Origin of the sequence: Allobosea sp. BH3 (genome assembly GCF_025499465.1) — a bacterium.
Lineage (GTDB): Bacteria > Pseudomonadota > Alphaproteobacteria > Rhizobiales > Beijerinckiaceae > Allobosea.
The window spans coordinates 400,135-414,768 of the sequence record NZ_JAIMCA010000005.1 but is presented as its reverse complement, the minus strand read 5'-3'; the positions used below and the strand labels follow the sequence as shown (position 1 = coordinate 414,768).

13 protein-coding genes are annotated in these 14,634 nt (G+C 67.3%); 9 read left to right on the top strand and 4 right to left on the bottom strand.

The genetic code is table 11. The features are described from left to right. Positions 1–7: 7 nt before the first annotated feature. From BoBH3_RS18605 to BoBH3_RS18590, 4 genes are all read right to left on the bottom strand, one after another. Entirely contained in the window at positions 8–892 is an 885-nt protein-coding gene (locus tag BoBH3_RS18605; protein WP_262332328.1) for an ABC transporter permease, read from the bottom strand. A gap of 10 nt (positions 893–902) precedes the next feature. Further along, on the bottom strand, positions 903–1,844 hold the full coding sequence (locus tag BoBH3_RS18600; protein WP_262332327.1) for an ABC transporter permease: 942 nt from the start codon (positions 1,842–1,844) through the stop codon (positions 903–905). Between the two features lie 127 nt (positions 1,845–1,971). Further along, positions 1,972–3,573 (bottom strand): ABC transporter substrate-binding protein, encoded by a 1,602-nt coding sequence (locus BoBH3_RS18595; protein ID WP_262332326.1) that lies wholly within the window; start codon positions 3,571–3,573, stop codon positions 1,972–1,974. Between the two features lie 106 nt (positions 3,574–3,679). Continuing rightward, the gene (locus BoBH3_RS18590) at positions 3,680–5,149 is read right to left on the bottom strand and encodes a M81 family metallopeptidase (protein WP_262332325.1); all 1,470 of its coding nucleotides are present in this window, start codon (positions 5,147–5,149) and stop codon (positions 3,680–3,682) included. Between the two features lie 283 nt (positions 5,150–5,432). Here BoBH3_RS18590 and BoBH3_RS18585 point away from each other — a divergent pair, with 283 nt between their 5' ends. From BoBH3_RS18585 to BoBH3_RS18545, 9 genes are all read left to right on the top strand, one after another. Then, positions 5,433–6,179: an ABC transporter permease gene (locus tag BoBH3_RS18585; protein WP_262332324.1), complete on the top strand. Its 747-nt coding sequence runs from the start codon at positions 5,433–5,435 to the stop codon at positions 6,177–6,179. Next, the gene (locus BoBH3_RS18580) at positions 6,172–6,942 is read left to right on the top strand and encodes an ABC transporter ATP-binding protein (protein WP_262332323.1); all 771 of its coding nucleotides are present in this window, start codon (positions 6,172–6,174) and stop codon (positions 6,940–6,942) included. Before BoBH3_RS18585 ends, BoBH3_RS18580 begins: the two co-directional genes overlap by 8 nt. Before the next feature lie 12 nt (positions 6,943–6,954). Further along, on the top strand, positions 6,955–7,908 hold the full coding sequence (locus BoBH3_RS18575; RefSeq protein ID WP_262332322.1) for an ABC transporter substrate-binding protein: 954 nt from the start codon (positions 6,955–6,957) through the stop codon (positions 7,906–7,908). Positions 7,909–7,961: 53 nt separating this feature from the next. Next, a complete protein-coding gene (locus BoBH3_RS18570; protein WP_262332321.1) occupies positions 7,962–8,969 on the top strand; it encodes an MsnO8 family LLM class oxidoreductase in 1,008 nt (335 codons plus the stop codon). A 98-nt stretch (positions 8,970–9,067) separates the two neighbouring features. Then, positions 9,068–10,675 (top strand): ABC transporter substrate-binding protein, encoded by a 1,608-nt coding sequence (locus tag BoBH3_RS18565; protein WP_262332320.1) that lies wholly within the window; start codon positions 9,068–9,070, stop codon positions 10,673–10,675. Positions 10,676–10,745: 70 nt separating this feature from the next. Then, complete coding sequence (locus BoBH3_RS18560; protein ID WP_262332319.1) at positions 10,746–11,699, top strand: ABC transporter permease; 954 nt, start codon at positions 10,746–10,748, stop codon at positions 11,697–11,699. A 2-nt stretch (positions 11,700–11,701) separates the two neighbouring features. Further along, positions 11,702–12,589 (top strand): ABC transporter permease, encoded by an 888-nt coding sequence (locus BoBH3_RS18555; protein ID WP_262332318.1) that lies wholly within the window; start codon positions 11,702–11,704, stop codon positions 12,587–12,589. Further along, positions 12,586–13,635, top strand: coding sequence for an ABC transporter ATP-binding protein (locus BoBH3_RS18550; RefSeq protein WP_262332317.1), 1,050 nt, complete (start codon positions 12,586–12,588; stop codon positions 13,633–13,635). Before BoBH3_RS18555 ends, BoBH3_RS18550 begins: the two co-directional genes overlap by 4 nt. Further along, positions 13,632–14,624: an ABC transporter ATP-binding protein gene (locus BoBH3_RS18545; protein ID WP_262332316.1), complete on the top strand. Its 993-nt coding sequence runs from the start codon at positions 13,632–13,634 to the stop codon at positions 14,622–14,624. Before BoBH3_RS18550 ends, BoBH3_RS18545 begins: the two co-directional genes overlap by 4 nt. Positions 14,625–14,634 lie beyond the last annotated feature (10 nt).

Below are 14,634 nucleotides of genomic sequence, written 5' to 3'. Positions count from 1 at the left end.
GGCGGCCTCAGAGCCGCCGGGAGAGGCGTGGGTCGAGCCGGTCCCTCAAGCCGTCGCCGAGCAGGTTCACCGCCAGCACGACGAGCGCCAGCGCGACGGCGGGGCAGAAGATCGTCCAGGGGGCGCGGGCGAGGTAGAGCCGGCTGGAGGCGATCATGTTGCCCCAGCTCGGCACCTCGGGCGGGACGCCGGCACCGAGGAAGGAAAGCGAGGCCTCGACCAGGATCGCCGATGCGCAGATATAGGTCGCCTGCACGATCAGCGGGGCGATGGTGCTCGGCATGATGTGGCGGAACAGGATGCGCGGCGTGCGCGCGCCACAGGCGCGCGCGGCCTCGACGAAGGGCAGCTCCTTGACGCTCAGCACGATCGACCGGACGAGCCGGACGACGCGCGGCAACTCCGGAATCGAGATCGCCGCCACGACGATGGCGATGCTGCCCTGGTTCAGCGCGACCATCGCGATGGCGAGCAGGATGGCGGGGATCGCCATCAGCCCGTCCATGAGCCGCATCACGACGTTGTCGAACCAGCGGTAATAGCCGGCGAAGAGGCCGATCGTGAGCCCGACCAGCACCGAGATTGCCGCCACGCTGAAGCCGACGATGAGCGAGACGCGCGCGCCGTAGACGACGCGGGCGAAGACATCCTGACCGAGATGGTCGGTGCCGAACCAGAGCTCGGGGGAAGGCGGGCGCAGGCGCCGGTTCGGGAGCTTCAGCATCGGGTCGCCGGCGATCAGCGGCGCGACGATGGCGACACCGACGAAAAAGATCAGGATCAGGGCACCGAGCAGCATGGTCGGGTTGCGGCGCGCGAAGCGACCGATGCGGGCGAGCTGGCTTCCGGTGGAAACGGGCGCGGCGGCCGGGGCTGTGGTGATCGCTGTCATCGCTCGCCCCTCAATGCCGGATACGGGGGTCGATGAGCGAATAGGACAGGTCGACGGCCAGGTTGATCAGCACATAGACGCCGGAGAAGAGCAGGATGACGCCCTGGATGATCGGATAGTCGCGCTTGGCGATGGCGTCGACGACGAGGCGGCCGATGCCGGGGATGTTGAACACCGTCTCCGTGATGACCACGCCGCCGATCAGCAGCGCCACGCCGATGCCGATCACGGTGATGATCGGCACGCCGGCATTCTTCAGCGCATGTTTCATCAGCATGGCGCGGGCCGGGACGCCCTTGGCGTTGGCGGTGCGGATGTAATCCTCCTCCAGCACCTCCTGCATCGAAGCGCGGGTCATACGCGCGATCAGAGCGACATAGGCGAGGCCGAGCGTCACCGTCGGCAGCACGAGATGCATGAACCAGGGGCCGATGCCCTCCACGATCGATCGGTAGCCCTGCACCGGCAGCCAGCGCAGCTCGATGGCGAAGATGTAGATCAGCCCGTAACCGACGACGAAGGTCGGCATCGAGAAGCCGAGCACCGAGAAACCCATCAGCAGCCGGTCGACCGGACGGCCCGTCTTCCACGCGGCGAGCACGCCGAATGTCACGGCGATGGTGACCGCGAAGACCATCGTCAGCACTGCGAGCGACAGCGTCGGTTCCAGACGCTGCAGGACGAGCGTGGAGACCGGCGTGTTCGAGAAGATCGAGACGCCGAGATCGCCCTGCACGACACGCCACGCCCAACGCCCGAACTGCACGAGCAGCGGATCGTCGAGGCCGAGCCGGCTGCGGATCGCCTCGATCTGCTGAGGGGTGGCGTAGTCGCCGGCAATGATGGCGGCCGGATCACCGGCCGAAAAATGCAGCAGCATGAAGACGAAGATGCCGACCAGCGTCATCACCAGGAGCGTCGAAGCCAGACGTTGGGCGAGGTAGCTCAGCATATCCGGAGGCATCCTTCTTCAGCCGGCCTGCCGCGGTACGCCTGCGCGGCAGCGATGGTGGTCCAGACGCGGAGTCGGCCCCGCGCCGCCGAACGGCGCCCGCGAGGACGGGCGCCGCCTTGGAACCTCAACCCTTCTTGACGTTCCAGAAGGGGATCAGCTCAGGCATTCCGATCAGTCCCGAAAGCTTGCGCTGCGCGGAGGGCTGGAACCACTGGCCGAAATAGGCGTGCGGCACGAAATCCCAGGCGTTCTGCTGCATGTCGCGCGCCACCTGCTTGCGCTCGGCGTCGGTGGCGGCCTGCGCCCACTTGTCCCGGAAGGCCTCGTGCTTCTCGTCTGTCGGCCAGCCGAACCAGCCCTTCTCGCCATTGGCCGCATGGCCACTGAGAGCCACGGGGTTGCCGAAGGCGTTGACCGAGCCCGAGGTGAAGAAGACGTTCCAGCCGCCCTGGTCCGGCGGGTTCTTGACGGCGCGACGGGTGATGACAGCGCCCCAGTCGGACGCCTGCAACGAGACGTTGAAGCCGGCCTGCCGCATCCATTGCGCGATCAGGTTCGCGGCGTTGTTCATGTAGGCGATGTTCGTCGCCTGCAGCACCACAACGGGCCGGCCGTCATAGCCGGATTCCTTCAGGAGCTGCTTGGCCTTCTCGATATTCTGACCTTCCTTGAACCAGCCGATATTGGCGTCGTTCTCCATCGGCGTACCCATGCCGAAGAGCGAGGAGCAGCCGCGGAAATACTTCTCGTCGCCGAAGGTCGCCTTCATCACCTCGGTCGGGTGGATGAGGTGGAGCATGGCCTGACGGGCCTTGACGTTGTTGAACGGCGGATGGAGCCAGTTGACGCGGCACCAGCCGAGCTGGCCCTGCTTGTTCAGGACCTCGAGCTTGATGTCCTTCTCGCCAGCGAGCGAGTCGAGCAGATCGACGTTCGGATACTCGATCATGTCGATCTCGCCGGCGCGGATGGCGGCGATGGCCGTGGCCTCGTCGGCGATGTTCTCGAAGACGACGCGGTCGACGTTCACGACCTTGCCGCCGGAGGTGAAGACGGCCGGCTCCGAGCGCGGCACGTAGTTCGGGTTGCGGTCGTAGACGTAGCGCTGGCCCTGGACGACGGCGTCCTGATTGAAGACGAAGGGGCCCGAGCCGATGATCGTCTGGATCTGCTGCATCGGGTCGGTCTGCGCTTCCTTCTCGCGCATGATGTAGCAGACGTTGGTGGCGGCCTTGGCGAGCCATTCCACCAGCAGCGGATAGGGCTCCTTCATCACGACCTGGAAAGTCTTGTCGTCCTTGATCGAAGTGTCGGCGAGACGCGCCAGCATGTGCTGGCCGCCGCCGTCGCGCGCGGCCCAGCGCCGCATCGAGGCGACACAGTCCTTCGCCGTCACCGGCGTTCCGTCGGTGAAGCGCAAGCCGTCGCGCAACTCGAAGGTGTAGGTCTTGCGGTCGTCCGAGAGGCCCCATTTCGAGACCATCTGAGGCTGCGGCTCGTATTTGTCGTTCACGCCGAACAGCGTGTCGTAGACCATCCCCGCGTGGTAGGAGGTCATGTTCGCCGTCGTCCAGATCGGATCGAAGACGCGAAGGTCGCCGTGCAGAACGGCGCGGATGGTGCGGTCCACCGAGGGGGTGGTCTGTGCGCGGATCGTAGCCGGCGCGGCGGCGAAAGCGCCCGCGGCCAGACTGCCCTGAACGAAACGGCGGCGTGTCGTCTTCATGTCGTTCTCCTCCTCAGATGGCCAAAGAGCCGCGGGCATTCGCCTCGTCTGGCTCTCACGAAGTCATGGATTCACCTCTCTCCTTCCCGCTGCGGTGCTTGCGGCTTCAGACGACGAGCCGGCCCGGCGGGAGCGGATCATGCGGCCAGAGCGGCCGGTTGATCTTGCGATACGGATATTTGCGCACATCGAGATGCGAGGGTCCGCCACCGTCGGTGTAGATCACCTCGCTGGCGATCGGCCCGTAGGCAGCGTGGAAATGATTGGTCGACTTGACGCTGACGATGCGCTTCTGCGTCGGGTCGATGCCGACGCTGGTGAAGATCTCGAGGCCCAGCGCCTGCGAGCGATGCGAGAGCAACGAAACATCGATGCCGTCGATGCGGATGCCGACCGCATCGCCGATCGGCACCTTGGCCGTGCCGAAGCTCTGCGTGCCGTTGCGGACGGCGCCGAGCACGGTCACCTCGCCGTCGACCGGCGTGCCAGAGGTCGAGGCCGCCTTGCCGCCGAAGCGCAGCGGGATCGTCGCGCCGACGCCGGCCGTGATGCAGAAGGCGACGGCCACCGGATCCCAGACCGGGCCGATCGCCACGTCGCGGATTCCGCGTTCGCGGAGGCGATGGATGATGTTGGTGTTGTCGGAAGCGGCCCCGCCGCCGGCATTGTCGGTCGAGTCCGCGATCACGCTCGGCCCGTTGGCGGTCGAGCCGATGGCGCGGTCGAGCGCCTCGTCGAGCGGCACGACCGGCGGCGCGAACTGGCCCTTCAGCGAGCGGAACTCCTCGCCGAGCTTCGTCGCCAGCGCATCGCCCTTGGCCTTGTCGTTAGCGGTGACGACGAGGACGCGGGTGCCGATCTCGGGCACGTCGCCCTGCTGGAAGCCATGCGCCAGCGAGACGGAGAGCACGCCGTCCCTGCCCTCGAGCGCGCTCATCCGGTCGACGAAGGAGCGGCCGGGCTCGCGCGTGGTCGGCACCAGCTCGATCATGCGGCAGTCGTAGAGCGACATCACCGGCCTGATCTCGCCCTTCACCGTCCGGACGATGATGTCGACCAGTTCCTGCGCCCGCTCGACGAAGTCGATATGCGGATATTCCTTGTAGAGGATGATCACGTCGGCGAGCCGGACGCGCTTCTCCGTCAGGTGGCAATGCGGGTCGAGCTCGACACCGATCGGCACCGTGGGGCCAACAATGGCGCGGACATGCTCGAGGATGTCGCCTTCGCAATCGTCATAGCCATGCGCGACCATGGCGCCGTGCAGCCCGAGCAGCACGCCATCCACGGGCAGGGCCGCCCGGAGCTGCGCCAGGATCTCGTCGCGCATGCCCTCATAGGCCGCCTTGGCGCAGGTGCCCGAGGGCTCGGCCCAGAAGCAGGAGCCCTCGATAAGTTCGAACTCGCCAGCCTTCGCCCGCTGGCGGGCGACATAGAGCGGAGCGGTGGTGTGGGTCGCTCGGTCCGGGTGCTCCCCGGCGGGAAAATAGGCCGAGGCCTCGAAATTGGCGCGCGATGTCGGGACCGGCGAGAAGGTGTTGCTTTCGGTTGCAAGCGACGCGGCGAAAAGGCGCATATCCGACCCTTCTACCCAAGCAGGTCGACATGTTCGGTTGGGGGGGAAGTGCGTGTCAAGCAGGATCGTAGCCGGTTTTTCTTTGCTCCCGGCGTAGCGAAGAAGAGTTCTCCTCAGCGGACGGCCGAATTGCGGACGACGTCAGCGCCCCGGTCGCGAGCAATCAAACGCTCATTAGAATAATTCCATTGAATAATCAGTGACTTGCTATTCCCACGCAGAGGATTACAGCGCGTGCACATCTGTCACTGCCACCTCTTTCTTCATGCCCCGGCTCTCGACATTGGCGGTCTTCCTTGCGGCGCTCGTGCTGTGGCATCTGGCGAGCAACTCGGGGCTCGTCAGCACCTTCCTGCTGCCATCCCCGCGCACGGTTTTCGAGACGCTGATCGAGCTTGCCGGCTCCGGCGTGCTGGCGAAGCACACGCTGGTAAGCCTCCGCCGTGTCGTCTCCGGCTATCTGCTGGCGATCGCCATCGCGGTGCCCTGTGCGGCCCTGTTCAGCCTTACGCCCGCACTGCGGCGCCTGATCGAGCCGCTGCTGGAGTTCCTGCGCCAGATTCCGCCGTTGGCGATGATGCCGTTGCTCATCCTCTGGCTCGGCATCGGCGAGGCGCAGAAGATCGGCATCATCGTCCTCTCCTGCTTCTTCCCGATCTTCCTCGGCGTGCGCGGCGGCATCGCTGCGGTGGATCGCAAGCTGATCGATGTCGGCACCGTCTGCGGCTTCAGCCGCAGCGAGATCATGCTCAGGATCGTGCTGCCCTCGGCGCTGCCGGCCATCGTCGTCGGGCTTCGCATCGGGCTCGGCTATAGCTGGCGGGCGCTGGTCGGGGCGGAGCTGATCGCCTCCTCGGCCGGGCTCGGCTACATGATCGTCGACGCCGAGAACCTTGCCCGCACCGACATTGTGCTCGCCGGCATCCTCGTCATCGGCGTGCTCGGGCTGATCAGCGACCACCTGCTGCGCGGCCTGATCCAGCGCAAGGCGCCCTGGCTCGCCGGCGATCTCGAGATGGCCCGTGCTTGAGGCCCATCATCTCGGCAAGAGCTATCGGCTCGGGGACCGCGAGGTCGTCGCGCTCGCCGATGTCAGCCTGTCCTTTCCGCGCGGCTCGATCACGACCGTGGTCGGGCGGAGCGGCTGCGGCAAGACCACGCTGCTGCGGCTGCTGGCCGGCCTCGAACAGCCAACCAGTGGCGAATTGCGACGCGGCGACGGCACACCCCTACGCACCGGCGTCGTTTTCCAGGAAGCGCGGCTGATGCCCTGGCTGAACGTGACCGGCAACGTCTCCTTCGGCCTGCGGCGCAGGCTGCCGCCGGAGGTGGTTGCGGAGCGCAGCCGCGCTGCGCTGGAGGCGGTCGGGCTCTCCGCTTTCACCGAGGCGATGCCGAACCAGCTTTCGGGCGGGATGGCGCAGCGCGTCGCCATCGCGCGGGCGCTCGTCATGGAGCCGGAGCTGCTGCTGCTCGACGAGCCCTTCGCCGCGCTCGACGCGTTCACCCGACGCGCGATGCAGAACGAACTGATCGCGATCTGGCAGCGCAAGCGCCCGACCATCGTCTTCGTCACCCATGACGTCGAGGAGGCCGTGCTGCTCGGCGAGCATGTGCTCGAGCTCGATCGCGGCCGGGTCGTCGGCCATGAGCCGATCGCCCTGGCCTTCCCGCGCGATCCGACCACGGCCGAGGTCAACGACCACCGCCGGCGCATCCTCGCCAAGCTGACGGCCTCGCCGCCCGCCGCGGCGGCGCCTTCCGAGGCGACGCCCGAAGCCATTGCCACCTAAGGAGATATCGCCATGAAATTCATCGCCTCGCTCGGCCTCGCGCTGGCGCTCACACTCGGCCCGGCCGCCGCGCAACAGCCCAAGACGGTGCGCATCACCTACGTCACCGCGCCCTTCAACATGCCCTCCATCGTGATGCGCCAGAAGGGCTTCCTCGAGGACGCCTTCGCCAAGTTCGGCATCAAGGTCGAAAGCCCGGTCATCACCTCCGGCGCGCAGCAGACGCAGGCGATCGCGGCCGGCGAGATCGACATCGCCAGCGTGCTCGGCGGCACCTCGGCGATCCTCGCCCGCGCCAATGGCGTCGATCTCAAGGTGGTCGCGGCCTATGCCCGCTCACCCAAGGCCTATTTCCTGATGACCCGCGCCGACGGCCCGACGAAGATCGCCGACCTCAAGGGCAAGAAGATCGCGGGCCCGAAGGGCACCGTGCTGAACCAGCTGCTGGTCTCGGCCCTGGCCTCGCAGAAGCTGACGCTCAACGACGTCGAATACATCAACATGGACCTGCCGGCGGCGCGCGCGGCGCTGCTTGCGGGCCAGGTCGACGTCGCGACGCTCGCCGGGGCGGACGTGGTCGTCGTCGAGAAGGCGGGCGGCAAGGCGCTGACCAGCGGCGAGGGGCTGATCAAGCCCACGACGGTGATCGGCGCTCGCTCGGCCTTCGCCGACCAACACCCGGAGCTGCTGGCCGCCTATTTCGAGGCCCATAAGAAGGCTCTCGATTTCATGGCCAAGAACCCGGAGGAGGCGCTGGAGATCGCTGCCAAGGAGCAGAAGCTCTCGGTCGAGGACGCCCGCGCACAGATGAAGCTCTACGACTTCACCACGACGATGACCGAAGACGACGCCGCCAACCTGACGGCGGACCAGGCCTTCATGGTCGAGGCCGGCATGCTGCCCAAGGCCAAGGCGATCGACATCAAGGCCAGCCTGATCGCTCCCTCGGCCTTCGCCCTGAAGTGACGCCCCTCTGGCGCCGGCCCCGGCCGGCGCCAATCGCTCCCGGATTTGAATCCATGCGCCTTTCGATCCTCGATCCGCTCGTTCTGCCGAAAGGCGGCTCCTCCAGCCACGCGCTGCGCACGGCCATCGCCATGGCGCAGGCCGTGGAGACACTCGGCTTCACGCGCTACTGGATCGTCGAGCACCACGACGTCGCCTTCGAGGCCAATCCGGCGCCGGAGGTCTTCGCCGCCGCGCTCGCCAATGCGACCTCGCGGATCAGGATCGGCGTCGGCGGTGTGCTGCTGAACCACTACAGCCCCTACAAGGTCGCCGAGGCGATGCGGACGCTGAACGCGCTCTTTCCCGGCCGCATCGATGTCGGGATCGGCCGCGCCACGGCGGGGCCGGTCGCCGACCGGGCGCTGCAAGTCTTGCGCGGCGCAGCGGAGCCGGACGACCATGGCGCGCGCGTCGAGGAGCTGATCGGCTGGCTCGGCAACGATCTGCCCGAAAGCTCGCCTTTCCGCGACATCAAGATCATGAACGACGAGCCCGCGGGGCCGCTGCCCTGGATCCTGGCCGCCAGCGAGGAGAGCGCGGCGCGAGCCGGCTCGCTGGGGCTCGGCCTCGCCTGCAGCGCCTTCCACAAGCCGGAGCAGGCGCCGCATTCGGCCGCGGGCTACAAGGCGAGCTTCCAGCCCTCGCGCTACGCCGCGGGACTGCAGGCGCCGCAATCCTTCCTGGCCGTGCGCATCATCCTCGGCGAGACGCAGGACGAGGCGGAGCGGCTCGCCATGCCGGTCAGGGCCGTGTTCCGGCAGCGGCGCAAGCCGGAGCGGATCATGGTTCCGCAACTGCCCTCGCTCGACGAATCCATCGAGATCATGGGCGGCATGGTCCGCTCAGACGATACGCCCTGGCCGATGTTCATCGTCGGCACGCTGGAGCGGGTGAAGGCGACGCTCGCGCGGATGACGGAAGAGACGGGCATCACGGAATTCATGATCCAGGACTTCCTGGACGACCCGGCCCTGCGCCTGCGCAACTACGAGATTCTGGCAAGGGCTCTCGTTTCGTAGACGACGCTGTACCGACGCGCGCGCATCGACACCGCCGCTACTTTAGAACGAGTGGCATGGAGCTTGCTGACGTGGCCTGACGCCATGTGGAGGAGCTCATGCGCCCGTTTCTATTGAAGACCGCGTTCACGCTTGCTGTGCTGCAATCCTTCGCCGGCGCCGCGCTCGCTCAAGGCACGCTGCGCATCGGCATGACCGCCTCGGACATCCCGCTCACGACCGGCCAGACCGACAATGGCGGCGAGGGCCAGCGCTTCATGGGCTATACGGTCTATGACGCGCTGATCAACTGGGACCTGTCGAGCGCCACCAAGCCCTCCGACCTGATGCCCGGCCTCGCGCTGAGCTGGGCCCTCGACCCGGCGGACGCAGCCAAGACGAAATGGGTCTTCAAGCTGCGCCCCGGCGTGAAATTCCATGACGGCTCGGACTTCACGGCCGAATCCGTGGTCTGGAACCTCGACAAGCTGCTGAAGAACGACGCGCCGCAGTTCGACCCACGCCAGTCGGCCCAGGGCCGCTCCCGCATCCCGGCCGTCGCCAGCTATCGCGCGGCCGACCCGCTGACGCTCGAGATCGTCACCAAGTCCCCTGATGCCACGCTGCCCTATCAGCTGGCCTGGATCCTGATGTCCTCGCCTGCCAACTGGGAGAAGCAGGGCAAGAGCTGGGAGAACGTCGCCAAGTCGCCTTCCGGCACCGGCCCGTGGAAGCTCGCCGGCTTCGTACCGCGCGAGCGGGCGGAGCTCGTGCCGAATACGGGCTACTGGGACAAGGCACGCGTGCCGAAGCTCGACAAGATGGTGCTGATCCCTCTGCCGGAGGCGAATGCCCGCGTCGCGGCGCTGCGCTCGGGGCAGGTCGACTGGATCGAGGCACCGTCGCCGGATGCCGTAAAGTCGCTGACCTCTGCTGGCTTCAAGATCGTCACCAACGCCTATCCGCATAACTGGACCTGGCATCTCTCGCGCGCCGAGGGCTCGCCCTGGAACGACGTCCGCATCCGCAAGGCCGCCAACCTCGCCATCGACCGCGAGGGGATGAAGGAGCTGCTCTCGGGCATGATGATCCCGGCCGAGGGCTTTTTCCCGCCCGGCCACCAGTGGTTCGGCAAGCCGAGCTTCAAGCTCGAATACAAGCCTGAAGAGGCCAAGAAGATCCTGAAGGAAGCCGGCTACACGCCGGAGAAGCCGCTCGTCACCAAGATCCTGATCTCGCCCTCCGGCTCGGGCCAGATGCAGCCGCTGCCGATGAACGAGTTCGTGCAGCAGAACCTCGCCGATGTCGGCATCAAGGTCGATTTCGAGGTGGTCGAGTGGAACCAGCTCATCAACATCTGGCGCGCCGGCGCGAAGGATGCGAGCGCGCGCGGCGGCACCGCCATGAACTACACTTACTTCATCCAGGACCCGTTCACCGGCTTCATCCGCCATCTGCAGTGCAATCTCTCCCCGCCGGCTGGCACGAACTGGGGCTATTACTGCGACCCGGAGATGGACAAGCTCTTCGACCAGGTGCGCAACACCTTTGATGCGAAGGAGCAGACCACGATCCTGCAGAAGATCCACGAGAAATACGTCGACGACGCCCTCTTCCTGATGGTGACGCATGACGTGAACCCGCGCGCCATGACCACCAAGGTGAAGGGCTTCGTCCAGGCGCAGAACTGGTTCCAGGACTTCTCGCCGATCACGCTGGACAAGTGAGCGGCCCAAACAGCGCGCAAGACCCCGGCCGCCGCTCCAGGCGGCCGGGATCCGCACCGGGAGACGCCCCTTGCTGCTCTATGCCCTGAAGCGCCTCGTCTATGTGCTGCCCGTCGCCTTCGGGGTCAGCATCGTCTGTTTCCTGCTGGTGCATCTGGCGCCCGGCGACCCGCTGACGGCGATCATGCCGATCGACGCCACGGCCGAGCAGCAGGCGCAGATGCGCGCGGCCTATGGCTTCGACAAGCCGCTGCCGGTGCAATACGGCATCTGGCTGTTCAAGGTGCTGCAGGGCGATCTCGGGGCCTCGATCGCCTCGGGCCGGCCAGTGGCGAGCGAGGTTGGCCGCGCCGTCGGCAACTCGCTGATCCTGGCTTCGCTGGCGACGCTGATCGGCTTCGGCTTCGGCACCTTCTTCGGCTTCGTTGCCGGCTATTTCCGCGGCAGCGTGCTCGACCGGCTCGCCTCGGTCGTCTCGATCCTCGGCGTCAGCGTGCCGCATTACTGGCTCGGCATGGTGATGGTGATCGTGTTCTCGGCGCTGCTCGGCTGGCTGCCCTCGACCGGCGCCGGCCCCGGCGGCTCGACCGCATGGCGCTTCGACTGGGAGCACCTGCAATACATTATCCTGCCGGCGATCACGATGTCGGCCATCCCGATGGGCATCATCGCGCGCACGGTGCGCGCGCTCGTCGCCGACATCCTGTCGCAGGACTTCGTCCAGGCCTTGCGTGCCAAGGGCATGGGCGAATGGGCCGTGTTCAAGCATGTCGTGCGCAACGCCGCGCCGACGGCGCTGGCCGTGATGGGCCTTCAGCTCGGCTACCTGCTCGGTGGCTCGATCCTGATCGAAACGGTCTTCGCCTGGCCAGGCACCGGCTTCCTGCTCAACACAGCGATCTTCCAGCGCGACCTGCCGCTGCTGCAGGGCACGATCCTGGTGCTGGCGCTGTTCTTCGTCGCCCTCAACCTGATCGTCGACGTGCTGCAATCGTCGCTCGACCCACGCATCCAGAGAGGTTGAGCATGGCCGCCGTCGACCTTTCCGCGATCGTCATCCCGCCGGCCGAGCGCAGCGAGGGATACTGGGCGAGCGTGCTGCGGCGCCTGCGCCGTGACCCTGTCGCCATGGCCGCGCTCGCCGTCATCGTGCTCATCGTGCTCGCCGCGGTCCTGGCGCCCTACATCGCCCCGGCCGACCCGTTCCGCGGCTCGATGGCAAGACGGCTGCGCGCCATCGGGACGCCGGGCTACCTGCTGGGCACGGACGAGCTCGGCCGCGACATGCTGACGAGGCTCATGTATGGCGGCCGGCTTTCGCTGTTCATGGGGGTGACGCCGGTCATCCTGGCCTTCGTGGTCGGCTCCGGCATCGGCATCTTCGCGGCCTATGTCGGCGGCTGGGTCAACACCGTGGTGATGCGCATCATCGACGTGTTCTTCGCCTTCCCCTCGGTACTGCTGGCGATCGCGCTCTCGGGCGCGCTCGGCGCCGGCATCCTGAACTCGATCGTCTCGCTCACCGTCGTCTTCGTGCCGCAGATCGCCCGCATCGCCGAGGCCGTGACGACGCAGACGCGCAACCGCGACTTCGTCGAGGCGGCGCGCATCTCCGGCGCCGGACCGCTGACCATCGTGCGCGTGCATGTGCTCGGCAATGTGCTGGGGCCGATCTTCGTCTATGCGACGAGCCTGATCAGCGTCTCGATGATCCTGTCCTCGGGCCTCTCCTTCCTCGGCCTCGGCGTGAAGCCGCCCGAGCCGGAATGGGGGCTGATGCTGAACACGCTGCGCACGGCGATCTACAACCAGCCGCTGGTGGCGGCGCTGCCCGGCGTGATGATCTTCATCACCTCGATCTCCTTCAACCTCTTCTCCGACGGGCTGCGCGGCGCGATGGAGGTCCGGCAATGATCATCGGTGCCCCTCCCGTTCCAACAAGTCGAGACCGGGGCGGCCCCGGCACGCCGCTCCTGGAAGTGCGCGGTCTCGTCAGGCATTTCGGCGGCAAGGGCGGCCTCTTCGGGAAGGGTAAGAGCGGCGTGGTGCGCGCCGTCGACGGCGTCGATTTCAGCATCGCCAAGGGCGAGACGCTCGGCATCGTCGGCGAGTCCGGCTGCGGCAAGTCGACGACGGCGCGGCTCGTCATGCAGATCATCAAGCCGGATGCCGGCGACATCCTGTTCGACGGCGAGGCCGTCGGCAGCCAGGCGCTGAGCCTCGGCGCGTTCCGCCGGCAGGTGCAGATGGTCTTCCAGGACAGCTACGCCTCGCTCAACCCACGGCTGACGGTCGAGGAGACGGTCGCCTTCGGGCCGCGCGTGCATGGCGCGAAATCCGGCGCCGCGCTGGCGAAGGCGCATGACCTGCTGCATCGCGTCGGCCTGGAGCCGCGCCGCTTCGCCGGGCGCTATCCGCATGAGATCTCCGGCGGCCAGCGCCAGCGCGTCAACATCGCCCGCGCGCTCTCGCTCGACCCGCGACTGCTCATCCTCGACGAGGCGGTCTCGGCGCTCGACAAGTCGGTGGAGGCGCAGGTGCTGAACCTGCTGCTCGACCTCAAGCGCGATTTCGGCCTGACCTACATGTTCATTACCCACGACCTCAACGTCGTGCGCTTCATGTCCGACCGGATCATGGTGATGTATCTCGGCAAGGTCGCCGAGCTCGGCCCCTCCGAGCCGATCTTCGCCACACCCGGCCATCCCTATACGGTCGCGCTGCTCTCCTCCATGCCGTCCATGGACCCGGACCACCGCACCGAGGAGGCGCCGTTGACAGGCGACCCGCCGAACCCAATCGACCCGCCGAGCGGCTGCCGCTTCCATCCGCGCTGCAAGATGGTCTCGACGCTGTGCAGCCAGGCCGAGCCGCAGCTCAGCACGATGGGGCAGGACCATCTCGCCGCCTGCCATCTCGTCAACCCGCAATCCGGCCATCCGAGGCTCGCCGCCGCATGAGCACGACCGCGGACACCATCGTCGAGGCCAGCGGCCTCACCGTCGACTTCGCCTCCGGCAAGGGGCTGATCCGGGCCGTGAGTGGCGTGGATCTGTCGCTGAAGCCCGGCGAAACGCTGGCGCTGCTGGGGGAATCCGGGTCGGGGAAAAGTGTCTCGCTGCGGGCGTTGATGCGGCTGCATCCTTCTTCCGCGAAGATCGGCGGCAGCGTGCGCGTCGACGGGCGCGACGTGCTGGCGATGAGCCCGCGCGAGCTCTCGGCCTATCGCGGCAAGACCATCTCGATGATCTTCCAGGACCCCGGCCTCGCCTTCGACCCGGTCTACCGGATCGGCGACCAGATCGCGGAATCGGTGATGCGACATGAGCGCGTCTCCCGCAGCGAGGCCCGCCGACGCGCGCTGGAGCTGTTCGAGCGCGTGCGCATTCCCTCGCCGGAGCGACGGCTCGACAACTACCCGCACGAGATGTCGGGCGGCATGCGCCAGCGGGCGATGATCGCGCTGGCGCTGGCCTGCCGGCCCAAGGTGCTGCTCGCCGACGAGCCGACGACGGCGCTCGACGCCACCGTGCAGATCCAGGTGCTGCTGCTGCTGCGCGAGCTGCAGCGGGAATTCGGCCTGGCCATCGTCTTCGTGACGCACGACATCGGCGTCGCGGTCGAGATCGCGGACAGGATCGCGGTGATGTATGCCGGCCGCATCGTCGAGAGCGGCTCCTGCCGGGACGTGATCCGCAACGCCGCCCATCCCTATACGCAGGGGCTGCTCGCCTCCCGCGCCCATGGCACGCTGGCGCCCGATCAGAGACTCAGGGCCATTCCGGGCGCGCCGCCGGACCTCGCGGCGCCGCCTCCGGGCTGCGCCTTCGGCCCGCGCTGCGACAGCTTCGCGGAGGCATGCGCCAGGGCCGTTCCGGAGAATGTCCGGGTCGGCGTGGCGCATGAGGCCCGCTGCCTGCTCGCCGCTGCGGCCATGGCGCCGGCCTGAGGAAGCGGCC